General features: G+C 64.3%; 19 protein-coding genes and 1 pseudogene. 9 read left to right on the top strand and 11 right to left on the bottom strand.

Annotated elements, in window-relative coordinates:
* Genes ACPFL9_RS16645 through ACPFL9_RS16655 form a run of 3 tightly spaced genes read right to left on the bottom strand, consistent with a single transcriptional unit; the run spans position 1 to position 2,856 of the window.
* On the bottom strand, positions 1–678 hold the full coding sequence (locus tag ACPFL9_RS16645; RefSeq protein WP_426003964.1) for an NUDIX hydrolase: 678 nt from the start codon (positions 676–678) through the stop codon (positions 1–3).
* Positions 675–1,469: an endonuclease III gene (nth, locus tag ACPFL9_RS16650; protein ID WP_426003966.1), complete on the bottom strand. Its 795-nt coding sequence runs from the start codon at positions 1,467–1,469 to the stop codon at positions 675–677. Before nth ends, ACPFL9_RS16645 begins: the two co-directional genes overlap by 4 nt.
* Before the next feature lie 10 nt (positions 1,470–1,479).
* Positions 1,480–2,856, bottom strand: coding sequence for a hypothetical protein (locus ACPFL9_RS16655; protein WP_426003967.1), 1,377 nt, complete (start codon positions 2,854–2,856; stop codon positions 1,480–1,482).
* A gap of 469 nt (positions 2,857–3,325) precedes the next feature.
* Between ACPFL9_RS16655 and acs the strand changes: the two genes are divergently transcribed.
* From acs to ACPFL9_RS16675, 4 genes are all read left to right on the top strand, one after another.
* Positions 3,326–5,368, top strand: coding sequence for an acetate--CoA ligase (gene acs / locus ACPFL9_RS16660; protein WP_426007601.1), 2,043 nt, complete (start codon positions 3,326–3,328; stop codon positions 5,366–5,368).
* Positions 5,369–5,503: 135 nt separating this feature from the next.
* Positions 5,504–6,295, top strand: a complete 792-nt coding sequence (locus ACPFL9_RS16665) for a DeoR/GlpR family DNA-binding transcription regulator (protein WP_426003968.1) — start codon at positions 5,504–5,506, stop codon at positions 6,293–6,295.
* 142 nt (positions 6,296–6,437) lie between these two features.
* On the top strand, positions 6,438–7,178 hold the full coding sequence (locus tag ACPFL9_RS16670) for an ABC transporter ATP-binding protein (RefSeq protein WP_426003969.1): 741 nt from the start codon (positions 6,438–6,440) through the stop codon (positions 7,176–7,178).
* Complete coding sequence (locus ACPFL9_RS16675; RefSeq protein ID WP_426003970.1) at positions 7,171–8,535, top strand: FtsX-like permease family protein; 1,365 nt, start codon at positions 7,171–7,173, stop codon at positions 8,533–8,535. Before ACPFL9_RS16670 ends, ACPFL9_RS16675 begins: the two co-directional genes overlap by 8 nt.
* 191 nt (positions 8,536–8,726) lie before the next feature.
* On the opposite strand, the pseudogene ACPFL9_RS16680 reads toward ACPFL9_RS16675, so the two are convergent.
* From ACPFL9_RS16680 to ACPFL9_RS16690, 3 genes and pseudogenes are all read right to left on the bottom strand, one after another.
* A pseudogene (locus tag ACPFL9_RS16680) lies at positions 8,727–9,991 on the bottom strand (IS110 family transposase).
* Positions 9,992–10,242: 251 nt separating this feature from the next.
* Entirely contained in the window at positions 10,243–11,262 is a 1,020-nt protein-coding gene (locus ACPFL9_RS16685) for a LacI family DNA-binding transcriptional regulator (protein WP_426003971.1), read from the bottom strand.
* Between the two features lie 14 nt (positions 11,263–11,276).
* Positions 11,277–12,476, bottom strand: coding sequence for a Gfo/Idh/MocA family protein (locus ACPFL9_RS16690; RefSeq protein WP_426003973.1), 1,200 nt, complete (start codon positions 12,474–12,476; stop codon positions 11,277–11,279).
* Between the two features lie 200 nt (positions 12,477–12,676).
* Between ACPFL9_RS16690 and ACPFL9_RS16695 the strand changes: the two genes are divergently transcribed.
* The 4 genes from ACPFL9_RS16695 (at position 12,677) to ACPFL9_RS16710 (ending at position 18,210) form a co-directional block, all read left to right on the top strand.
* Positions 12,677–13,639, top strand: a complete 963-nt coding sequence (locus tag ACPFL9_RS16695) for a carbohydrate ABC transporter permease (protein WP_426003974.1) — start codon at positions 12,677–12,679, stop codon at positions 13,637–13,639.
* Between the two features lie 28 nt (positions 13,640–13,667).
* The gene (locus tag ACPFL9_RS16700; protein WP_426003975.1) at positions 13,668–14,582 is read left to right on the top strand and encodes a carbohydrate ABC transporter permease; all 915 of its coding nucleotides are present in this window, start codon (positions 13,668–13,670) and stop codon (positions 14,580–14,582) included.
* A 30-nt stretch (positions 14,583–14,612) separates the two neighbouring features.
* Positions 14,613–15,953: an ABC transporter substrate-binding protein gene (locus tag ACPFL9_RS16705; RefSeq protein WP_426003976.1), complete on the top strand. Its 1,341-nt coding sequence runs from the start codon at positions 14,613–14,615 to the stop codon at positions 15,951–15,953.
* Positions 15,954–16,038: 85 nt separating this feature from the next.
* Positions 16,039–18,210: an alpha-galactosidase gene (locus ACPFL9_RS16710; protein ID WP_426003977.1), complete on the top strand. Its 2,172-nt coding sequence runs from the start codon at positions 16,039–16,041 to the stop codon at positions 18,208–18,210.
* 120 nt (positions 18,211–18,330) lie between these two features.
* On the opposite strand, the gene aroQ is transcribed toward ACPFL9_RS16710, so the two are convergent.
* Positions 18,331–18,786 (bottom strand): type II 3-dehydroquinate dehydratase, encoded by a 456-nt coding sequence (aroQ, locus tag ACPFL9_RS16715; RefSeq protein WP_426003979.1) that lies wholly within the window; start codon positions 18,784–18,786, stop codon positions 18,331–18,333.
* Positions 18,787–18,903: 117 nt separating this feature from the next.
* Positions 18,904–20,088 carry a MarP family serine protease gene (locus ACPFL9_RS16720; protein WP_426003980.1) on the bottom strand — a complete coding sequence of 395 codons (1,185 nt, stop codon included), beginning with the start codon at positions 20,086–20,088 and terminating at the stop codon, positions 18,904–18,906.
* A 223-nt stretch (positions 20,089–20,311) separates the two neighbouring features.
* On the opposite strand from ACPFL9_RS16720, the gene ACPFL9_RS16725 reads away from it, so the two are divergent.
* Positions 20,312–20,989, top strand: a complete 678-nt coding sequence (locus ACPFL9_RS16725) for a Crp/Fnr family transcriptional regulator (RefSeq protein ID WP_003797871.1) — start codon at positions 20,312–20,314, stop codon at positions 20,987–20,989.
* Between the two features lie 110 nt (positions 20,990–21,099).
* Here ACPFL9_RS16725 and ACPFL9_RS16730 read toward each other — a convergent pair whose 3' ends face one another.
* From ACPFL9_RS16730 to ACPFL9_RS16740, 3 genes are read right to left on the bottom strand one after another with little or no spacing between them, the layout of a single operon-like run.
* Positions 21,100–22,011, bottom strand: coding sequence for an NUDIX hydrolase (locus tag ACPFL9_RS16730; protein WP_426003981.1), 912 nt, complete (start codon positions 22,009–22,011; stop codon positions 21,100–21,102).
* 17 nt (positions 22,012–22,028) lie between these two features.
* On the bottom strand, positions 22,029–22,565 hold the full coding sequence (locus tag ACPFL9_RS16735; protein ID WP_426003982.1) for a RidA family protein: 537 nt from the start codon (positions 22,563–22,565) through the stop codon (positions 22,029–22,031).
* Between the two features lie 2 nt (positions 22,566–22,567).
* A complete protein-coding gene (locus ACPFL9_RS16740) occupies positions 22,568–22,723 on the bottom strand; it encodes a DUF4177 domain-containing protein (RefSeq protein WP_011775990.1) in 156 nt (51 codons plus the stop codon).
* Position 22,724 lies beyond the last annotated feature (1 nt).

Genomic DNA, 22,724 nt, shown 5'->3' on the forward strand with positions numbered 1-22,724 from the left:
CTAGAGGTCGATGTGGTGGAGCCGGGTTTCGTCCCAGGGAACAGTCCAGCCCAGTTCGTCGAACAACCCGCTGAGAACCATCCCCGTGAAGCCCCACACCAGGACCCCATTGACGGTAAATCCTGGACTGGTGTAGGTGCGGCCGAACCGGCTGATGGCGGCCGTGACCCTGTTGGCAGGATCCAGGAGGTCCCGCACCGGCACGCGGAACACCTGCGCGGACTCCGCGTAGTCCACCACCCTCACGGGAGACGGGGCGTCCCACCACGCCAGGACCGGGGTCACCCGAAAGTTACTCCGGATCAGCCCGAGTTCGGGAATCAGTCCAAGCACCCGGACCCCCGCGGCGTCCAGGCCGGTCTCTTCCACAGCTTCGCGAAGGGCCGCTGCAACCACGGACTCGTCCTCCGGATCCACGCTGCCTCCCGGAAAGGCAACCTGGCCGGGGTGGTCGTCCAGCGTGTGGGCCCGTTCCAGCAACAGGACGTCGAGGTCTGCGGGAGCAGTGGGCCGGTCCGATTCTGCGGGGACGTCGTCCAGGACCCCAAAGAGCATGAGGACGGCCGCGCGCCTGGTGGTTTCGGCACTGACAGGCAGCTGGGACCAATAGGCTGAATGCCTCTGCCCGCCCGATGCAAGACGCTCCACCAGCGCCTTCAGGTCATCAAGCGCCGTCATCCGGGCCTCCTTTGGGATTCCATCCGGATCTCGGCCGCCCGATGGGTCTCGGCCAGAAGCTTCTCCAGAAGTTCCTCGTTTCCGGGTGCGAGCTCGTACTTCAGCAGCTTGGCGGCTTTGACAGGATCGGTCTCCCCTTCCCCATAGCTGGGGCAAAGGCTAGCCACCGGGCAGGCACCGCAGGCCGGCTTCCGCGCATGGCACACCCGCCTCCCATGGAACACCACGCGGTGCGACAGCATGGTCCAGTCCCGTGGCTCGAACAGTTCAGCGACGTCGAACTCGATCTTCACCGGATCATCCGACACGGTCCAACCGAACCGGCGCGCCAGGCGCCCAAAGTGCGTGTCCACCGTGATGCCGGGAACACCGAAGGCATTTCCCAGCACCACGTTGGCCGTCTTGCGTCCCACGCCCGGCAAGGTGACCAGGTCCTCCAACCTGCCGGGAACCTCACCGTCGAAGTCATCCACCACCTTGTTGCTCAAGGCCAGGACGTTCCGGGCTTTCGCCCTGAAGAACCCGGTGGGTTGGAGGATGGTTTCCAGCTCCACGGGATCTGCCTCGGCCATGGCCCGGGCGTCCGGGTAGCGGGCGAACAAAATCCTGGTGACCTGGTTGACCAGTACGTCCGTGGTCTGCGCGGAGAGGACAGTGGCCACCACGAGTTCGAAGGGGTTGCGGAAGTCCAGCTCTGCGTGGGCGTACGGATACTTTTCGGCAAGCACCCTGTTGATTTTGCGTGCCCGGCGTTTGAGCGCCAGCGGCGAACCAGCTTCAGCGATGGCCACAGCGCGCTGCCTAGCCGCGTTCGATGTTGCTCAGTTCCCGCAGGACGCCGATCTTGCCGTCGGTGTCCTGGACCAGGAACTCATGTCCGCGGTCTTCCAGTGCCAGGACCCAGCCACCGGGCTCGATGACGAAGGCCGGTGCACCGGTGCGTTCGTCATAGGCCGTGCGCGGCTGGGCTACAGCGAACCAGAAAGCCTCGTAGGCCGGGGCAGGGCTGGAGTCGTCGGGGCGGCTGGCTGGGTCGACCGTGGCCCCGATGGACTCATGGGAGCGGGGTCCACCGTGGACGATCGGGGTAGCCATGGTTGCTGCCCACGGACGTTCGGTGCCTTGCTGAGCGGGCTGCTGGGCGTGCTGGGTGGTTGCAGCATCCGCAGCAGCGGGAGCCTCCTCGCGTGGCGTGCCTGACGCATTTCGGGACGCGGCGGCCTGGGTTGCACCCGCCGCCGCGGGAGATGCACCCGCGTGAGGTGCTTGTTCTGCAACCGGCTGTGGCGCCCGGGGTTCCTGCGCTACGGGCGGGTTCGCGGCGGTTCCGATATTCCCGGCGCTTCCGCCGGCTCCCGCCGGGGCTGCCGGCTGAGGCGTTGGAGTGGCCGGAGCTCCTTGGCGAGCGTCAGCTTCCTGCGGCGATGCGCTGATGGCGTCAGCAGAATGCACGACGGCGGGCGCCCCGGTCCCAGCCGGAGCAGCGGCACCGGCGGGGGTACCGAATCCAGCGGAAACACCAGGGCCGGTGGAAACGGGAGCGGCATTTTCGCCCACCTTGCCGGCTGCGGGCTTGGGAGTCTTGGGAGCGGGGGGCTTGCGGGTGGGCTGGACGGCCTGCCGCGCCACCACGTGGGCGGGTTCATCGGCACGGCCTTTGAAGTCGGCAGAAAGGAAAGGCAGGTGTGGGCCAAGAACAGTTGCTGCCAGGAGCCCCACTGATCCCACCAGGCCCAGCAGGACGCTGCCATTGAAGGACACCGCCGTCGTGAGGAAGAACAGGAGGAACGCGAACGCAGCCGTGACCGACGCAAACTGGTCAACGGACAGGGAGCCGATCCGAACGTGGGTCTTGGGCTGGAGCCGCCGTGCTGCAAACAGTGCCACCACGGTCAACGGCAGGAGGATGCCCAGCAGCAGGAAGAAAAGGTTGCCCACATTCCAGAGGTTGAACCGGCCGCCGAACATCGGCAGGAGCGAGGCTACGAACATGAGCAGCGCGGAGCCAAACACCGTGAGGTCCCGGACTGTGAAGGGGCCGGCAACGGCGTCGTATTTACCGGGGTTGGCCGCCGGTGCCGCAGTTGGGTTGGACGTGCTGCCGTTGGTGGCTTTTCCAGCTTTCGTGTCCTGTCCCGCCTGATGTGCGTCGTGTGGGCCCGGGCTCAGCTGGTTCATCTGTTTCTCCTTCGTACGGCGGTGTCCCGGGCAGTCCGGACCGGTTGAACCGCACTGTTCCGCGGCACACCGGACACGCCTCTGATGCGTCCCGGGACTTGTTCAGCCTATGCCACGCCACTGACAGTGTTCTAGCTGAAAGGGCCCTTACGACTTCGCCCACAGCAAACTCCAAGCTCCCTCGCAGTTGCAGGCACTGGTTCAGCTCCGCCAGCAGCAGCGGCGCCTCCCGCCGTCGTCGTCATGTAAGCGGTTCCCCACCTCCCCTGGTGCCATTCGTCGCCAAATCCGTACCGCTTGCTGGCACATTTGTGACCAGGCACACGTAGGACCTTGTGAAGCGATAGGGTGGGTGGCGGACAGCACTCTGCGGAACCTCCGCTGGATCGCCCGACGTCGAGCCCCGGCGGCGGCGCGGGTCCTCCGGCGGCGTCCGCGCAGCAAAGATCGATGAATGATGAGGTTCACCATGTCCCAGGACACCACCGGATCCACTGCCACCGCTGCTGCTACAACGGCCCAGGGTGGGGCCGCGCACACCGAGGCACTTGAAAACCTTCTGCATGAGAACCGCAAGTTTGCGCCGTCGGCTGACTTCGCGGCGGACGCTGTTGTGGGCGCTGACGAGTACGCCAAGGCAGAAGCCGATCGGCCCGCTTTCTGGGCCAAGCAGGCCCGTGAGCTGCTGAGCTGGGACAAGGACTTCACTGAGGCACTGGATTGGTCCAACCCGCCCTTTGCCAAGTGGTTTGTTGGTGGAGAGGTTAACGCGGCGTACAACGCCTTGGACCGCCACGTGGAGAACGGACTCGGTGACCGGGTCGCGATCTACTTCGAGGGCGAACCCGGCGACACCCGCACTTACACCTACGCCGAACTCACCCAGGAAGTGAAGAAGGCAGCGAACGCGTTCGAGGCCTTGGGCGTGGCCAAGGGCGACCGCGTGGCCGTGTACCTGCCGATGATCCCCGAAGCCGTCATCACCCTGCTGGCCTGCGCCCGGATCGGTGCCGTGCACTCGGTGGTGTTCGGCGGGTTCTCCGCCGACGCCCTGCGGTCCCGGATCGAGGACGCAGAAGCCAAGCTCGTGGTAACCGCCGATGGCACGTACCGCCGCGGCAAGCCCAGCGCTTTGAAGCCTGCGGTGGATGAGGCCCTCTCTGCTATGGAAAACGGCGAGGGCCACTCAGTCAACAACGTGGTCGTGGTCAAGCGCAACGGCGAGGACGTCAACTGGGTCGAGGGCCGCGACCTGTGGTGGGACGACACTGTAGGCGCGGCTGGGACTGAACACACCGCCGTCGGGCATGATTCCGAGCACCCGCTGTTCATCCTTTACACCTCCGGCACCACCGGCAAGCCCAAGGGCATCCTGCACACCACCGGCGGCTACCTCACCCAGGCCGCGTACACGCACAAGGCCGTGTTCGACCTCCACCCGGAAACGGACGTGTACTGGTGCACCGCCGACGTCGGGTGGGTCACCGGCCACTCCTACGTCACCTACGCCCCGCTCATCAACGGCGCCACCCAGGTCATGTACGAGGGCACGCCGGACTCCCCGCACCAGGGCCGCTGGTGGGAAATCGTGGAGAAATACAAGGTCTCCATCCTCTACACCGCCCCCACCGCGATCCGTACCTTCATGAAGTGGGGCCGGGAGATCCCTGGCAAGTACGATCTCTCCTCGATCCGCGTGCTCGGGTCCGTGGGCGAACCCATCAACCCCGAAGCGTGGATGTGGTACCGGGAGGTCATCGGCGGCAACGGAGGCAAGAAGACCAATCCGGCCCCGATCGTGGACACCTGGTGGCAGACCGAAACCGGCGCCCAGATGATCGCCCCGCTGCCCGGCGTCACGGCTACCAAGCCCGGCTCGGCGCAGGTTCCGCTGCCCGGCATCGCCGTGGACGTGGTGGACGAGAACGGCGCGTCCGTGGCCAACGGTGAAGGCGGCTACCTCGTGGTCCGCGAACCCTGGCCCTCCATGCTGCGCGGCATCTGGGGCGACCCGGAGCGGTTCAAGGACACCTACTGGTCCCGTTTCGAGGCCATGTATTTCGCCGGCGACGGGGCCAAGAAGGACGAAGACGGCGACGTCTGGCTCCTGGGCCGCGTGGATGACGTCATGAACGTCTCCGGCCACCGCCTCTCCACCACGGAAATCGAATCCGCCCTCGTCTCCCACCCGGCAGTGGCCGAAGCGGCAGTGGTCGGCGCCGCGGACGAGACCACCGGCCAGGCCGTCGTGGCGTTCGTGATCCTCCGTGGCGACGCCGTAAACAACGGTGACGAAACCGTGCTGGAACTGCGCAATCACGTAGGCAAGGAAATCGGCCCGATCGCCAAGCCCAAGCAACTGCTGATCGTTCCGGAACTGCCCAAAACACGATCAGGCAAGATCGTCCGCCGCCTCCTCAAGGACATTGCAGAAGGCCGTGACACCGGCGACGCCACCACCCTGGCCGACCCGTCCATCATGACGCAGATCGCCGAATCGCTGCGGAAGTAGCGTCCCGGCCTTTCCTGGAACGCGACGGCGCCGCCCACCACACGAGGTGAGCGGCGCCGTCGGGGTTTAATACAGCCGCCGGGAGCCTAGACTGTAGCCAGACTCAGACCCGACGAGGCTCCCCGAAAGGCCCCGATGCTCCAGGCTGCACGCCACACCGCCATCATTGATGCCGTCCAGCGCGAACGGGTTGTCCGCGTCTCGGACCTTGCCCTGCTGCTGGGAGTCTCCCCCATGACCGTCCGCAGGGATATCGAGGCCTTGGAGGAAGCCGGGCGGGTTGAACGCATCCACGGCGGAGCCAAGCTGCCCGGCGACGCAGGCACCCACGAACCCGGGTTCGAGCTCAAGTCCACCCAGTTGACCGCCGAGAAGCACGCAATCGCCGTGGAGGCGGCCTCGCTGGTACAGGAGGGCATGGCGATCGGGCTGAGCGCGGGAACCACCACCTGGGCCCTGGCCAAGGAATTGGTCAACGGTCCCCGAATCACGGTGGTCACCAACTCTGTGCGGATTGCCGAACTGTTCCATGGAGCATCATCCGGGCCCGGACGTTTCGGGTCCACGGTGATCCTGATTGGCGGCGAACGCACCCCATCCGATGCCCTGGTCGGTCCTATTGCGACATCGTCCCTGAAGCAGCTTCATCTGGACGCGCTGTTCCTCGGTGTCCACGGCATGGACGCCCGGGCCGGCTTCACCACGCCCAACCTGCTGGAGGCCGAAACGGACAGGGCGTTCATGGCATCGGCCCGCAGCACCGTGGTGTTGGCGGACCACAGCAAATGGGGGGTCGTGGGAATCGCCTCGATCGCGCCGCTGGAGGAAGCCGACGAACTCATCACGGATTCACTGTTGGGCGACGATGCCCGGCGGCTGCTTGAAGAGAACGTCGCGAAGCTCAGGACCGCCAAAATACCCAACTAAGTCGCATTTGTGCGCGTTTTGAGGGCTCAAAACGCGCACAAATGTCACCCAGTTGGGTCTCATACCGCGGGTGGAGGCCGGGCCGCAGACTTCAGCCACCGGACTGACGCCCCGGCACCCGGGGTCCGGGGATGCTGGGTATATGAACGCCATTCTTCAAGCCCAGCAGCTTTCCAAGCACTACCCCGGCAGCGTCGCACTGGACCACGTGGACTTCGCCGTGAACGCCGGCGAATCGGTCGCCATCATCGGTCCGTCAGGTTCCGGTAAAACCACCCTTCTGCACTGCCTCGCCGGGATTTTGAAGCCCGACGCCGGTACGGTCACCTTGGGTTCGGCGGCCGGGCCTCTGAACCTTGGTGCCATGACGGACGCTGCCCTCTCCCGTCTACGCCGCGAGGAATTCGGCTTTGTCTTCCAGCAAGGCATGCTCCTGCCCGAACTCACCGCCCTTGAAAACGTGGCCCTGGCCCTCATGCTCAACGGTACCGACCGCCGCACCGCCGAGTCCCGGTCCGCCGAGTGGCTGGCCGCTCTGGGGCTGGCAGGCATGGAAAAGCGACGATTGGGTGAGCTGTCCGGCGGGCAGGTCCAGCGGGTGGCCATCGCCCGCGCCCAGGTAACCGGCGCCCGGGTGGTTTTCGCCGACGAACCAACCGGTGCCCTGGACTCGGCGACGTCCTCGGAGGTGCTCGACGTGTTGCTGGGTTCCGCGTCGGCCAACGGCAGGACACTGCTGGTGGTGACCCACGACCCCAACGTCGCCACCCGCTGCCGGCGGGTGGTGGAACTGCGGGACGGCCGGATTGTGGCCGACAGCGGTGGGCCGGTCCCTGTGGCACCCCAGCCTGTCCACAACTTCAAAGGCGCGTTCAATGTCTAGTCTGGTCACGGCCGTCCGTCTCACTCCCTATCTCGCCAAGGGCCGAAGCCTCCGCGAATCCGGCCTCAAGGATGCCGGGCTGCCGATCGTGGCCTTCGGCACCGTCACCGCACTGCTTCTTACTGTTGCCGGCGGTTCCCAGGTCTTTTGGTCATGGTCCGACGACATCGCCGGAACTTACCAGGCGCTGGCGGTCGTCGCCGTCGTCCTGCTCATCGTTCCCTTGTTGACCCTTGGCGCCTCGGCCGCACAGCTGGCCGCCCGCCGTCGTGATGCCCGGTTGGCGTCCCTGCGGTTGCTGGGTGCCAACAGCGCAACGGTCGTCTGGCTGACAGTCATTGAATCGACAATCCTCGCAGCCATCGGTGCCATTGCGGGCGCCGCCCTCTACGCGTGCGCCGCGCCATTCCTTGGCCTGATCCAGTTCCGCGGACAGGCGATCGGATCATATGCCTGGCTGTCCTTGCCAGCCATGGCGGCGTGCATCGCCGGTGTCTGCGCGCTGGCCGCTGTCAGCGCGGCGCTGGGACTGCGGAAAGTGGTGGTGACGCCGCTGGGGGTGCGGACCCGGCAGACCCCCGACGGCGCCCATTGGGTCCGCGGGCTGGTGGCAGTGGTGGTGGTGCTCGCCGGAGTAGCAGCCATGGGCATGCTCAGCAGTTTCGGTACGTTTATTGTGATCCTCTCCGTGCTGGGAGGCTGCTTCGGGTTGGCGCTGCTGGCACTGAACCTCATGGGTCCGTGGGTCCTGCGGTTGCGGGCGTCGTCGCAGCTGAAACGAGCCAAGCGACCCGAGCAATTGCTCGCCGCGCGGACCGTGCTCGAAAGTCCGAAGGAGTCGTGGCGACAGGTAGGGGGCGTTGCGATGACCAGCTTTGTGGGGGTCTTTGTGGGGGTGGGCATGGCCGTGGCGGACACCATGGGCGGCGATGCTGCCCATGAGACCGCCCTGCTGGTGCGCGACATCAATACCGGCGTCATGATCACGTTGCTGGGCTCGTTCCTGATGGTGGCGTGCTCGGCGGGTGTGAACCAGGCGGCCGCAGTTCTGGACCGGGCATCCATGCTGGTGGCCCTGGACCGGATGGGCATGCCCCGCGAACTTATGGTCGCCGCCCGTGTGCGGGCTGTGATGTCGCCCCTGTTCCTGGTGGCGGGCATCTCCGCCGCTGCTGCGGCCCTGCTGGTCCTGCCGCTCGCGGGCGCCGTGCTCCTGACGCAGCCGGTTGTCTTCCTGACAATTGGCGGCGTCTTTGCGGCCGGGTTCGCACTGGTCCGGCTGGCGGTCGCAGCAGGCACAGGCCAGATCGGTCAGGTGCTGGCCCGCCCCGAACGCTGCGCGGGCATGGACTCCTGATCCGCCAACCCCGGATGCTCGCTCACTTCCACCCCCTGTTCCCCCAACGCTCTCTCACGTAATGGCACGATTTTTCCAACGCTCTCTCACGTAACCGCACGATTTTTCCGACGCTCTCTCACTTTCCTGAGGAGAGGGAGAGAGTATCCAGCAGAAACGGGCGATAGGTGAGAGTGCCCCTATGTTTTTCGTCAAGCTGTTGATGGGTGTTTTGGTTGGTAGAGGGTGCTGTCGCGGAGCATGGCGTAGAGGGTGTCGCAGCGTCGTCGTGCGAGGGCGATGATGGCCTGGTTGTGGCGTTTGCCTTCGGCGCGTTTGCGTTCGTAGTAGGCCCGGGAGGATGGGTCGTGGAGGGCGGCGAAGGCGGAGAGGAACAGAGTGCGTTTGAGGACTTTGTTGCCTTTTCTGGAAGCGTGCTCGCCCCGGATGGAGGATCCCGAGCGCCAGGTCACCGGTGCCAGACCGGCGTATGAGGCCAGGTGCGCGGCGGTAGGGAAATCTTTCCCGGCGACTTCGGTGAGGATTCGTGCAGCGGTCCTGATGCCCACGGCCGGCAGCGACATCAGGACCCGGTGAAGAGGGTGGGCCTCCACAAGGGCTTCAACCTGGGCGTAGACGGTCATCCGGGATTTATGAAGCCCGGAGAGCATCGCCGCGAGCTGCGGCAGGACGATGGTCGCAGCGTTCGTGCCCACGACAACAACTGTTTGCTGGTCCAGGGCATCGATGATCTCATCTGCCAGGCGTTCGCCCAGCCGTGGGGCGAGTTTGGTCAGCCGGTTCCCGATCCGGCGCCGGCCGGCGTGACGGAGCGCTTCAGGGGTCGGCCAGATCCGCAGCAGGTCCAGCACTGCAGGATGGGCCATGTAGGGTCCCAACACCCGTTCCAGAGCAGGGTGGATCTGGTTCAACAACCCGCGGATCCGGTTCGAAGTAGCCGTAGCCTGCTTGGCCAGATCATCATCGAAGCCGCAGAGCATGCTCAATTCCGCGAGTTGTTCATCGGCCAACCGGACCGAGCGCAGGGCGTGAGGCATGGTCCTGGCCGCCTCAGCGATAATGAACGCGTCCCGCGCGTCGGTCTTCGCTTCTCCGGGATGCAGGTCCGCGATCCGCCGCATTGCCAGCCCCGGCAGATACCCGATCAGGACACCGGCAGCCTGGGCAACCGCTACCGGCAACGCCCCGATCGTTGCGGGCTGGTCCACCACCAACAGGACCCGTCCCTTGCCCTCCAACCCGGCAAGGATTTCCCGGATCTTTGCTTCGTCATTGGGCAGGGCCTTATCCAGCAGTTTCTTCCCGGCCTGGTCCAACGCAACGGCGTGATGGACGCCTTTGCCAACATCCAGCCCGACGAACACGTCAGCAATTTCATGATTCTCGATCACCCTCGGCACCTCCGGTCGTAGTCAGCTGCCTGTGCTGGCCTGTCCGCGGTGTCAGGGCCCGGCATCCACGTTACGCACGACGTTCCCGAACTGTCCTGCCCCTATTAGCGATCTCCCCGGCACCTGCCAATCCCGGTGACAACACTCTCAAGATCATCGATCGACAGAGGATTGAAATCATGCCGGGACCAGCAGGCCAGCACACCCACATCCTGCACCAGGAAACGGGCTACGAAAAAGGTAACGAGGATCCGGCAGAAACGGGCGATAGGGGAGAGAGGATCCGGCAGAAATGGGCGATAGGTGAGAGAGGGTCCTAGGGGCAGCCGCAGGATTGACGGATGATCAGTTCCGTGGGCAGGATGCGGTGCTCGCGGTCTCCCCCTCGACCCTCCCCCACCAGGGCACGCACAGCGGCCTCGGCCATGGCGTTCACCGGCTGGGCCACCGTGGTCAGTGCGGGCCAGCTGTACTCGGAATCGATCGAGCCGTCAAAGGACACCAGGGCAATGTCCTCGGGCACCGTCACGCCGGCTTCGTGGAGGGCACGAAGGATGCCAATGGCCTGCATATCGTTGGAAGCGAAGATCGCCGTTGGCCGGTTGGCCATGGCGAGGAACCGTTTGCCCAGCTCATAACCGCCGGGACGGCTGAACGGGCTGTGCAGCATGGGTCCGTCCGGCAGTCCGGCATCGCGCAGGGCCCCGAGCCAGCCCACTTCGCGGCCGTCCAACTGGTTCCCGGTGTTGGTTCCAATGGCCAGGCCAATGTTGGTGTGCCCATGCCCAATCAGGTGCTCCACCGCTGCGCGCCCTCCGGCTTCCAGGTCCACCCCGACGCTCGTGAAGCCCGGTGGGGATCCGGCGTTGTTCAACAGCACCGACGGGATCTCCGAGGCTTCCAGATCACCAAGATCGGGATCGAACACACAACTCGCCAGGAACACCCCGTCCACTTGCCGTGCCGCCAGGTTCCGGATGTTTTGGCGTTCCTTGCTGAGGCTTCCGTCGGAGTTGGCAAGGACCGTGCCGTATCCCAGTTCTGCGGCAGCATCCTCAACGGCGTGGGCCAACTGGGTGAAGAAGGGGTTGGTGTTGTCCGGGACTATGACGCCAACCGTTTCGCTGGAGCCCAGTTTCAAGGCCCGGGCTGCAGCATTCGGACGGTACCCGAGGATGCGGATGGCATCGCGCACTTTGGCTTCCGTCGCCGGGGCAACGTTCTTCGGCCCACCGTTCACCACATAACTCACGACGGCGGTACTCACCCCGGCGTACCGGGCCACGTCTTTTCGGGTCACCGGTCCGCGCGGGGTTTGTACAGCTGATGTGGTCATGGGGTAAATGCTAGCTACATCGCAGGGGCATCGCCGAAGTCGCGGATGGGCAGGCGTTCGCCGCCGCGGAGGGCCGATTCGTGGGCGATGATCCCCGGGAGGGTGTAGCGGGCAGCAACCCAGGCATTTACCGGCGGGAGTGAGTTCTTGTTGACGGCGGTGACAAAGTCGTCCACCAGGAACTGGTGACTGCCCTCGTGGCCGTTGGGAGCTCCAAGGAATTCCTGCGGCAGCCGTGCCTGGTCGTGAACCGGGGCAAGCCCGGAGATGAAGGCATCACGAAGTTCCGGAGCAACGTCGGCCAACGAGGGATCATCAGCCGACATGGTCGGTTTGGTTTCCACCTGCCCTGACACGTCCTGCACAGAAGACTTGTCCTGCCACACGGTGGTGGTGGCGAGTTGCTCGAAGCTGGCCTCAGTTCCGAAGAAGCGGAAGCGTGATTCGCGGATATGTGAGGGGTACCCCACGCGGCGCATCTCATTGGTGCGCATCGCACCGCCGTCGTTCATTTCGAACAGTGCCGTTGCATTCGAGAAGTCGTTGCCGAACATGCTGACCTTCTTGTCGAAGACGCCGTCATTGCGCTGGTCCTTGACGCCGATGCAGCTGACGCTGACAGCGTGGCCGGGAACTGCTCCCAGGACACCACCGATGGCATGGGTCGGATACAGCATGGGCGGGTAGCTCGCGGTTTCCTTCCAGCGCTCTCCCCCGCTGTACTGGTAAGCGTCGTAGAACCCGAGGTCCATGTCGTGGACATAGTCGCCCTCGGTGTAGAAGACGCGGCCGAACTTACCGGCTTCCTGCTGCTTGCGCGCAAACACGGTGGCGGGGTTGTAGTAGCTTGTTTCGCCCATCATGTAGACGAGTTTGGTCTCCCTGACGGCCTCGATGATGCGGGCAATTTCTTCCTCTGAGATGGCCATGGGCACGGCCGAGTAGACGTGCTTGCCTGCCCTGAGGGCGCGTTCCACCAGGGGACCGTGGGTCCACCGCTGCGTGAAGATGGCGACAGCATCGACGTCGGACTCCAGGAGTTCGTCAAAGCCGGCCATCACCCCGTCCAGGCCCCAGCGCTCCTGCGCCGCCGCCGCGCGTTCGGGCAGCTCGTCGACGGCGTAAACCTCACTCACGCCCGGGTGCAGCTTGAACAGATGCGCGAACTGGCTGCCGAACTGTCCGGCGCCCAACACGCCAATCGAAAACGTCATTGTTTACCTTTCTGATGCCGCCCACGCGGCTTGGTTGTGATGGTTCCCACGTGCAAAGGAAGTCTCGCACCGGAATCTACACGAGTCAACAAAGAGACCAATTCCGAACATTTCCCAACAGCAAGTCTTGCCAAACAGAAATCTACTCGTGTAGATTCGTGCTCGTTGTAATTCACATCACAGCAAGAAAAGAGTCGACGATGACCACGCTAACCAAGCAGCCGGGCAGCGCATCAGAGCGCTCACGGCGAAGCCACGGGCCCAACAGCGCACCCGCCAAACGCAGCCTGGCCAGCCGCCTGGGAGACCTGAGGATCGCCATCCTCTTCATCCTCCCGGCCGTCGTCGGCTTCGTGGCGTTCTTCCTGATTCCCACTATCCGCGGCATCTACCTGAGCTTCACCGAATACAGCATCCTCGGCGAACCCACATGGATCGGGATCAAGAACTACACCGCGATCTTCGGCGACGAGCTGTTCTGGAACGCCATGGGCGTCACCCTCCAGTACGTAGCACTGAACATCGGCTTCCAGACAGTGATCGCCCTTGGGCTGGCCCTCCTGATGCACCGGGTTGCCAAGTCCACCTTCATCCGTGGCGCGCTGCTTCTTCCTTTCCTGGTGGCAAACGTGATCGTCGCCCTGGTCTGGTTTTGGATGCTGGACTACCAGCTGGGCATCGTGAACGAGGTCATGAGCTGGATCGGGCTGCCCCGCGTGGCCTTCTTCGGCAGCGAACAATGGGCCATCCCCACCATCGCTTTCGTCAACGTCTGGCGCCACATGGGATACACAGCCCTGCTGATCTTCGCCGGTCTCCAAGCCATCCCGAACAACCTTTACGAAGTGGCAAACCTCGACGGCGCGTCCCCCACCAGGACGTTCTGGAGCGTCACCATGCCGCTGCTCCGCCCGGTGCTGGTCCTGGTCCTGGTGGTTACCGTCATAGGTTCCTTCCAGGTCTTCGACACCGTAGCCGTCACCACCAACGGCGGCCCCGTCAACGCATCACGCGTGATCCAGATGTACATCTACCAGAAAGCCTTCGGCGAGTCCGATTTCGGCTACGCCTCCGCCCTGTCCGTGATCCTGTTCGTCATCCTCGCCTTGGTCGCCTTCCTTCAGATGAAGTTCCTCAAGGGCAACGAATCGGACCTGGACTAGCAAGGACCCGGAGCAAAGGAACCCCACCATGACTACTACAACCCTGCCCCGCGAAACGTCCCGCAGGAAGCCCCTCAACTGGCGCCGCATCGGCGCCTGGGTGATTGTCGCCGTCGCCCTCGCCGTGACCATTGCCCCCTTCTACTGGATGCTGCGTACGGCACTGTCCAGCAACGGCGCCCTGGCGTCCAACTCAGCCAACCTTCTCCCCGCCGACTTCAGCTGGGGTGCCTTCAAGCGGGTCCTCGGCCTGCAGACCACGGAAGAAGCCATTGCAGAAGGCGGATCCGGTGCTGCGATCAATTTCTGGCTGTACCTTCGCAACTCCGTCATCTTCGCCACCATCACCACGGCCGGCCAGGTGTTCTTCAGCGCGATGGCTGCCTACGCCTTCGCACGGCTGCGCTGGCCGGGGCGAAACAAAGTCTTCGGGCTGTTCCTGACCACCATGATGGTCCCGCCGATCTTCACCGCGCTGCCCAACTTCCTCATGATCAAGAACCTGGGCCTCCTCAACACCATGGCCGGCATGACGCTTCCGTTCCTGTTCATGACCCCGTTCGCCATCTTCTTCCTGCGGCAGTTTTTCCTGGGCATGTCCCGCGAGGTGGAGGAAGCGGCAATGCTCGACGGCGCCAAGCACCTCAGGATCTTCTTCCAGATTGTGCTTCCCAACGCCGCAGCCCCCATCGCCACGCTGGCGCTGCTCACCTTTATCGGTCAGTGGAACGAATACTTCTGGCCTCTGCTGGTGGGGCAGGACGAGAGCGTCCGTGTGCTCACCGTCGGTTTGAGTGTCTTCAAATCCCAGTCACCGCAAGGCGCGCTCGACTGGTCGGGCCTCATGGCCGGAACCCTGGTGGCCGCGCTGCCGATCTTCATCCTCTTCATCGCCTTCGGCAAGAAGGTTGTGAACTCCATCGGATTCTCCGGAATCAAATAACTCCCCCGTATGAACACTGAAAGGTCCGTCATGAAGAAAACCCTCGGCGTCGCCGCTGCTGCCGCGGCCATAGCACTATCCCTGTCCGCCTGCGGCGGGTCCAGCGCGGGTTCCTCCGACGCCAAAGGCGAGATCAACTACTGGCTGTGGGACGCCAACCAGCTCCCCGCGTACCAGCAGTGTGCCGACGATTTCACCAAAGCCAACCCGGACATCAAGGTCAAGATCACCCAACGCGGTTGGGACGACTACTGGACCACCCTCACCAACGGGTTTGTCGCCGGAACAGCTCCGGATGTCTTCACCAACCACCTCTCCAAGTACCCGGAGTTCGCTGCCAAGAAGCAGCTGCTGCCCCTCGATGAGGCCGTGGAGAAGGACGGCATCAAGCTCGATCAGTACACCAAGGGCCTCCCGGAGCTCTGGGTGGGCCAGGACGGCAAGCGCTACGGTCTCCCGAAGGACTGGGACACCGTTGGACTGTTCTACAACAAGGCGATGACCGATGCCGCAGGAATCACGGCCGAACAGATGGCCAACCTGGACTGGAACCCCCAGGACGGCGGCAGCTATGAAAAGGTCATTGCCAAGCTGACGGTAGACAAGAACGGCAAGCGCGGCGACGAGCCCGGCTTCGACAAGAACAACGTCGCCACCTACGGGCTGGGCCTCTCCGGCAGCGGTTCGGGCCAGGGCCAGACTGAGTGGAGCTTCCTCACCGCGACCACCGGCTGGACTGCCACGGACAAGAACCCGTGGGGCAGCAGGTTCAACTACGACGATCCCCGGTTCCAGGAAACCATCGCGTGGTGGGCCGGGCTGATCGACAAGGGCTACATGCCCAAGCTCGAGACCACGGTCGGCGCGAGCGTGACGGACAACTTCGGTGCCGGCAAGTCCGCCATCAACTCCAACGGCGACTGGCTGATTGGGCAGTACCAGACCTACCAGGGCATCACCACGGGAATCGCCCCCACGCCCAAGGGTCCCAACGGCAAACGTGCGTCCATGTTCAACGGCCTGGCCGACTCCGTCTGGGCCGGTACCAAGAATCCTGCCGCCAGTGTGAAATGGGTTGAGTACCTGGGCTCCACGGCCTGCCAGGACGTAGTGGCCGGCAAGGCCGTAGTCTTCCCTGCCATCAGTTCCTCATCCGACAAGGCAGCAGAAGCGTTCAAGGCCAAGGGCACCGACGTCTCCGCCTTCACCACCCACGTGAAGGACGGCACCACGTTCCTCTTCCCGATCGCGGACAAGGCCGCCAAGGTTGACGGCATCATGAAGCCGGCCATGGATGCCGTGCTCTCCGGCAAGAAGCCCGCGTCCTCGCTGACGGAAGCCAACAACCAGGTCAACAACCTCTTCAAGTAATCCTTGCGGGGCCCGCTCTGCGCGTTATTTCGCTCGCTGTGCGCGGAGAGCGGGCCCCACAACTTTTGGAAATGAGACTTCACGCATGAACCCGCTCCACCTCCGTTCCGCCGGCACCAGCCTGGTCATCAGCACCCACCGTGGAGAGGCTGAGATTGTCCACTGGGGAGCCGACCTGGGCGATACCCTCCCGGACCTGTCCCTCCTGAACGAGCCCATCCCGCCGTCCTCGATCGACGCCAACGTCCCCACCGGGCTCCTCCCCCAGGCATCATCGGCATGGCAGGGGCGGCCCGGGCTTCGCGGGCACCGGATCACCGACGGTGTGGCAGGCCTCGACTTCTCTGTCCGCCTGAGCGCGGTGAGCGCTGACGCGGACGGACGCACCGCCGTCGTGATTCAAACGGATCCCGACGCCGGTATCACCGTCGCGAGCAACCTCACCTTGCATCCCGGCGGGCTGCTGGAACTGCGCCATGAACTCACCAACCACGGCACGTCGCCTTTCCACGTGGATGAGTTGGCGACCATGCTTCCGGTGGCGCCGGACGCGGTCGAACTCCTGGACCTGACCGGGCGCTGGTGCCGTGAGCGCCACCCCCAGCGGCGGGCGATCCAGCAGGGAACATGGGTACGCACCGGGCGTCACGGCCGCACGGGGCACGATTCGTCCCTGTTGCTGGCCGCCGGTACTGCGGGTTTCGGCAACCGGCACGGCAAGGTCTGGGCGACCCATCTGGCCTGGAGCGGAAACCATGAGCAGTTCGCCGACCGACTGGCCGACGGCAGGACCGTGCTCGGCGGTTCGGAGCTCCTGGGTCCTGCGGAAGTGGTGCTGCAGCCCGGGGAAACGTACCAGACTCCCACGTTGTTCGCCGCTTACTCGGACCGGGGACTGGACGGAATCAGCGAGGCGTTCTACAGCTGGTTCCGTTCCCGCCCTCATCACGTCTCCGGACCCCGCCCGGTGGTCCTCAATACCTGGGAAGCCGTGTACTTCGACCACAACCTGGAAACGTTGGTCGAACTGGCCGAGTCCGCTGCGGATCTTGGGGTTGAGCGTTTCGTGCTCGACGACGGCTGGTTCCGCGGGCGACGTGACGACCACGCCGGGCTGGGTGACTGGTATGTGGACGGGACACTATGGCCTGGGGGCCTGACTCCGCTCATCGAAGCGGTAACGTCCCGCGGCATGGAGTTTGGCCTGTGGGTGGAACCGGAGATGGTGAACCTCGACTCGGACATCGCCCGGGAGCACCCCGAATGGATCGTGCGCCCCGCGGCCCGGTCCCCCAAGGATGGCGGACGGCTGCCCCTGGAGTGGCGGCACCAGCATGTGCTCGATCTGGTGAACCCCGCCGCCTGGCAATACGTGTTCGACCGTATGGACGCTTTGCTCCGCGACAACAACATCAGCTACCTCAAGTGGGACCAAAACAGGGACCTGCTGGAGCACGGCCACGCCGGCCGCGCGTCGGTGCATCAGCAAACCCTGGCCGCCTATCGTCTGTTCGACGCGCTACGGGCTGCCCACCCCTCCGTGGAAATTGAAAGCTGCTCCTCCGGCGGCGCCCGCGTGGACCTGGGCATCCTTCAACGAACGGACCGCATCTGGGCCTCGGACTGCAACGACGCCCTGGAACGGCAGACCATCCAGCGGTGGACGGGCATGGTGGTGCCTCCGGAGCTGGTGGGCGCGCACATCGGTCCGTCGACGTCCCACACCACGGCCCGCACCCATGACCTGTCCTTCCGGGCGATCACTGCGTTGTTCGGGCACTTCGGGATGGAGTGGGATGTCCGCACGGTAACCGGGGCGGAACGGCAGGAACTCAAGCGTTTCATTGCCCTGTACAAGGAACACCGGGAACTCATCCACAGTGGACGGATGGTCCGGGCCGATGTCCCCGATGAGTCCCTGATGGTGCACGGCGTCGTTGCCGCAGACCACGACGGCGGTGCCGCGGATAGTGCCACGGCGGCGCTGTTCGCTGTGGTCAGGACCCGGACGGGGTTCGCGGAGATGCCGGGCAGGGTGGCAATCCCCGGGCTCGAGGCTGGCCGGAACTACAGGGTGGAGTTGCTGTTCCCCCGTCCCGCGGATGCTGATTACGGGCACGCGTTCATGGAAGCACAGCCCGCGACGTGGCTGGCTTCCGGCGCCCGGGCGTCCGGGCGGTTCCTCGGTGAGGTCGGCCTGCCGATGCCTGTCCTCCAGCCCGAACACGCCATCCTGCTCCGCGTCACAGCCCTCTGACGCTCTCTCACCAAAAGCACGCTTTAGGCGGACGCTCTCTCACCAAAAGCACGCTTTAGGCGGACGCTCTCTCACCAAAAGCACGCTTTAGGCGGACGCTCTCTCACCAAACGCCAAGCGTCAGAGCGCGTCCGCGAGGTAATCAATAGCCAGCTTGTAGCCCAGCACTCCTGCGCCCACGATGATCGCCTGGCACACCCCCGACAGGTAGGAGTGGTGGCGGAACTCCTCGCGCTGGTGGACGTTGGTGATATGGACCTCGACGGCGGGAAGCTGGACCGCTGCAAGGGCATCCCGGAGTGCCACGGACGTATGCGTGAAGGCACCGGCGTTGATGACGATACCGACGGCGGTGCCTCGCGCTGCGTGGATCGCGTCCAGGAGGTCGCCCTCGTGGTTCGACTGGACGCAGTCCACCGTGAAGCCGTGTGACTCAGCGGCAGACAGCGCCAACTGCTCAACGTCGGCCAAAGTGGACGTCCCGTATTTCTCCGGCTCACGGGTGCCCAGAAGGTTCAGGTTGGGTCCATTGATGACAAGGATGGTTCCACGGGCAGCGTCGTTGGCTTCACTCATGGCTTCAAATCTATAGCCGTGAGTCAGCGTCCGTGAATTGTGCCCGGAACGTGAGCGAGGATCGCCGGAAAACGCTCATGATGTGAGAGTGGATCGGAAATCGCGACCAGGGTCACCCTACTTTCGGGTGCACTGCCCCGGCGAGACGGGTTGGCTGAGGGCCGGGGCCTGGGCAGCAACCGGCTCGACATCTGCCATGGTCAACGCAAAGCCCAGCGCAGCATCCGTGGTGGTCTTGGCGAAGATCAATCCGGCAACCTGTCCCTGCACGGTCAGCAGCGGTCCACCGGAGTTACCCGGTTGAACATCGCCGGCCAACTTGTAGACCAGCTCGGGCGAGGGGTTGTTGCCGTAAATATCCGGCACAAGAATGGTCGAGATCCCCTGGACCGTGGCTGGCTTCGACTGGAACGGACCACCGTGCGGGTACCCGGCAAACGCCGCAGAGCTGCCGGGCGGAAGGTCAGCGCTCAAGGGAAGCGGCTCGGCGGACAGTCCGTCAACGGCCACAACAGCTATATCCCGCTGGGAGTCGAAGTAGACCACCCGACCCGGCAACGCACCGCCGTCGGGCACTTCCACTACAGGTTGCGGCACCCCGGCCACCACGTGCGCGTTGGTGACAACACGCCCGGGCGACACCACGAATCCTGAACCTGTTTGGTTCTGGCCGCATTCGAAAGCCGTACCCGCGATCCTCAAGACCGATTCCGCTGCCCGGTTGAGGGCGGGCGTATCCGTGGACTCGTTGGGAATGGTCACCGGCGTGGCCGGGCCGATGCCTTCAATGAGCTTGGGTATGCCGTCGCCGATCACGGTTGACCGCAGCTTGGCCATGGTGGCTTTGACGGGATTCGGCGTCAGGGAATCGATGTACCGGATAACACGGGACTGGGCCAGTTGCTGTGACACGAACGGCACGCCCAGGGAACTGATGCTGAAGGCCAGCATGGACATGACCAACGCCGCAACCACCACACTGACCACGCCGCCGATCAACCGGTCAGCTGCATGCAACGGTTTGATGCGGACCGCGTGGCGGACCTTGCGCCCGATCATGGTTCCCAGCCCATGCCCCAGCGCAATAAGTACGACGGCGGCCCCCACCGTGGCGGTCAGCCTCCAGGAGCTGTCGCCCACCCAGTTACTGACCAGCGGTACCGCCATGAACGCCGCGATGGCGCCGACGATAAAGCCGGCAATACCGCCGAGCGTCACCAGGAACCCGTTGCGCAGGCCATAGATCAGGTAGGAAAGCAGCATCAGAATCAATGCCAGATCCAGTATCGTCAAGCCAAACACCAATGCTCCTTGCAGCCGGGTAGCGCCAATTCTAGAGGTGGACCCTGACAGGAAACCGTTAGTCCGGTCACGATCCGGGACCTTTCCCGCCGTCACTTCCGGGGCTGCCTGCCTGAAAACCGCGTCGTTTCAGCGTTTCGCGTGCCAAGTACGTCACAAGAGCACAAAAATTCTGAAACAATGGCTGGAGCGCCACGACCGAAACTTATACTCAGGAGATTTCATGGACATCGAGGTATTGCGCCGCGCACCCCTCTTCGCCACCCTTGACGACGACGCTTTCCGCCTGCTGACGGACGAGCTCACCGAGGTGGACCTTTCCCGCGGAGCGTCGGTGTTCCGCGAAGGCGACCAGGGTGACCAGCTGTACTTCATCGTTTCCGGCAAGGTTAAGCTCGGCCGCACTTCCCCCGACGGACGTGAGTCCCTCCTGGCCATCCTTGGCCCGGGCGAACTCTTCGGCGAGATGGCTCTCTTCGACCCGAGCCCCCGTACCGCAACGGCAACGGCTGTGTCCGAAACGCGACTGGCAGGCCTGAAGAACGAGAGCCTCAACTCGTTGCTCCGGACCCGCCCCGAGGTTTCCGCCCAGCTGCTCCAGGCCCTTGCCCGCCGCCTGCGCCGCACCAACGACTCGCTGTCCGACCTCGTCTTCTCGGACGTACCAGGCCGTGTCGCCAAGGCCCTCCTGGACCTGGCCGACCGCTTCGGCCGTCCCGCCACGGATGGTGTCCTGGTGGCGCACGAGCTCACGCAGGAAGAACTGGCCCAGCTGGTGGGCGCTTCCCGCGAAACCGTCAACAAGGCCCTGGCCGAGTTCGTCCAGCGCGGTTGGCTTCGCTTGGAAGCCCGCGCGGTGGTCATTCTTGACATGCAGCGACTGCGCCAGCGCTCCCGCTAAACGCGTTGGGAAAGGCCGCACCGGTTCGTGGAACCGGGGCGGCCTTTTTTGTTGGTGCGGGAGGAACGCCGGAAAACCGCCGGGATGCGAGAGAGCATCCGGGGGTGGGGTCAGCGGTCGCGCTGGGAGTCTCCGGGGGAGGTCCTGGCGGCTTCGACTTCGAGCATCAGCTGCCCGCCCTCGTCCACAAGTTTGGGCTGGTACACATGTGCCTTGCGCTTGTAGCTCAGGTAGGCGATACAGCCGTTGGCGTGGGCCATTTTCTCCAGCATGATCTCTGAACCCGGAACCATGAGCTGCCCCAGAGTAAGACCGACAGTGTTGTCCTGGCCCACTTCGTCGCCCAAGGCCGTGGTGTCGCGCAGGGCAATGGCTTCGGAAGCGCTGACCCATCGGCCCCACACACCCTTGCTGCCCAGAATGCCGGGCTGCTGGTTCACGGGGACAGTGGCCGCGAAGTACCGGGTATTGAAACGGGTGTGGGCAAAGTCAGGACTGAGCCAGTTGACCAAGGGTTTCAAGAGGTCCGTCCGGAGGGAGAGGCCGCGCTTGGTCAGCATCTCCGTGAAGGACTTCTCCTGGGAAGCCACGGCTTCGCGGGTCTTCATCCACTCAGCGGTCGAGTTCGCTTCAATCGTGGACGAGGCATCCGGCCCTGCGAGCAGGACGCCGGTTTCTTCGAAGAGCTCACGGATGGCTCCCACCACGTGACGGCGGGCGAGTCCGACGTCGTCCGTTCCCATCTGCTCGGCCCAATACTGGGGCGAGGGACCAACCCAACCGACGGGGTCGTCGTCGCTGGGTTGAAGCGAGCCGCCGGGGAACGCGACAACGCCCAACGGCGAAGAGCCTGGCCTGTAACCAAGCCAGGTCTCCAACCCGTTGGGCGAGTCCCGCAAAAGGACAACGGATGATGCATAGCGCGCGGCACGGGGTGTCCGCTCGCCAAGTTCAAGCCAGTTGCGTGCTGCGCCTTCAAGTTCCGGAGGCAGTACGAACGAGCGTCGGGCAAGTTGCGGCACTTGAGTGAACCGGCTCCTTAGCTGAATTCAGCAATGAGCTCGACCTCAACCGGAGAGTCGAGCGGCAGAACAGAAACGCCGACGGCGGAACGTGCGTGCACGCCTGCGTCACCGAAGACCTGGCCCAGGAGTTCGGACGCACCGTTAATGACGCCGGGCTGGCCGGTGAAGCTCGGGTCGGAGGAGACGAATCCCACAACCTTCACGATGCGGGTCACCCGGTCGAGGTCGCCGATGACGCTCTTGACGGCTGCCAGGGCGTTGATCGCGCATACACCTGCGTAGCGCTTTGCGTCCTGGGGATCCACCGTGGACTCATCCGAAGCGCCGAGTTCGCCGGTGGACACCTTGCCCGTAGCTTCGAGTTTGCCGTTAATAAAGGGCAACTGTCCCGAGGTGTAGACGTAGTTGCCGGACACAACGGCCGGCACGTAGGCGGCAACCGGCGCGGCGACCTCCGGAAGGGTCAGGCCAAGCTCGGCCAGTCGCTGTTCCACAGCGGATGTGGGGGTGCCGGATTCCGCGGGAGTAGTGGTGTCTGCGGGGGTTGTCATGGTTACTGCTTCTCCCTCTTAAGGTATGCGACAAGGCCTTTGCCATCGGGTCCACCGACGACCTGAACAAGCTCCCAGCCGTCCTCGCCCCACTGGTCCAGGATCTGCTTTGTGGCATGGATAATGAGCGGAATCGTGGCGTACTCCCATTTGGTCATG

This window comes from Paenarthrobacter sp. NyZ202 (assembly GCF_049860755.1).
In the GTDB taxonomy this organism is placed as follows: Bacteria; Actinomycetota; Actinomycetes; order Actinomycetales; family Micrococcaceae; genus Arthrobacter.

Excerpts from the sequence above, each read along its gene's own strand:
- ACPFL9_RS16645 (WP_426003964.1), bottom strand. The coding sequence starts at position 678 with ATGACGGCGCTTGATGACCTGAAGGCGCTGGTGGAGCGTCTTGCATCG.
- ACPFL9_RS16670 (WP_426003969.1), top strand. The coding sequence starts at position 6,438 with ATGAACGCCATTCTTCAAGCCCAGCAGCTTTCCAAGCACTACCCCGGC.
- ACPFL9_RS16710 (WP_426003977.1), top strand. The coding sequence starts at position 16,039 with ATGAACCCGCTCCACCTCCGTTCCGCCGGCACCAGCCTGGTCATCAGC.
- ACPFL9_RS16735 (WP_426003982.1), bottom strand. The coding sequence starts at position 22,565 with ATGACAACCCCCGCAGACACCACTACTCCCGCGGAATCCGGCACCCCC.
- ACPFL9_RS16690 (WP_426003973.1), bottom strand. The coding sequence starts at position 12,476 with ATGACGTTTTCGATTGGCGTGTTGGGCGCCGGACAGTTCGGCAGCCAG.
- ACPFL9_RS16740 (WP_011775990.1), bottom strand. The coding sequence starts at position 22,723 with ATGACCAAATGGGAGTACGCCACGATTCCGCTCATTATCCATGCCACA.
- ACPFL9_RS16685 (WP_426003971.1), bottom strand. The coding sequence starts at position 11,262 with ATGACCACATCAGCTGTACAAACCCCGCGCGGACCGGTGACCCGAAAA.
- ACPFL9_RS16695 (WP_426003974.1), top strand. The coding sequence starts at position 12,677 with ATGACCACGCTAACCAAGCAGCCGGGCAGCGCATCAGAGCGCTCACGG.
- ACPFL9_RS16725 (WP_003797871.1), top strand. The coding sequence starts at position 20,312 with ATGGACATCGAGGTATTGCGCCGCGCACCCCTCTTCGCCACCCTTGAC.
- ACPFL9_RS16705 (WP_426003976.1), top strand. The coding sequence starts at position 14,613 with ATGAAGAAAACCCTCGGCGTCGCCGCTGCTGCCGCGGCCATAGCACTA.
- ACPFL9_RS16675 (WP_426003970.1), top strand. The coding sequence starts at position 7,171 with ATGTCTAGTCTGGTCACGGCCGTCCGTCTCACTCCCTATCTCGCCAAG.
- acs (WP_426007601.1), top strand. The coding sequence starts at position 3,326 with ATGTCCCAGGACACCACCGGATCCACTGCCACCGCTGCTGCTACAACG.
- ACPFL9_RS16665 (WP_426003968.1), top strand. The coding sequence starts at position 5,504 with ATGCTCCAGGCTGCACGCCACACCGCCATCATTGATGCCGTCCAGCGC.
- ACPFL9_RS16700 (WP_426003975.1), top strand. The coding sequence starts at position 13,668 with ATGACTACTACAACCCTGCCCCGCGAAACGTCCCGCAGGAAGCCCCTC.
- aroQ (WP_426003979.1), bottom strand. The coding sequence starts at position 18,786 with ATGAGTGAAGCCAACGACGCTGCCCGTGGAACCATCCTTGTCATCAAT.
- ACPFL9_RS16655 (WP_426003967.1), bottom strand. The coding sequence starts at position 2,856 with ATGAACCAGCTGAGCCCGGGCCCACACGACGCACATCAGGCGGGACAG.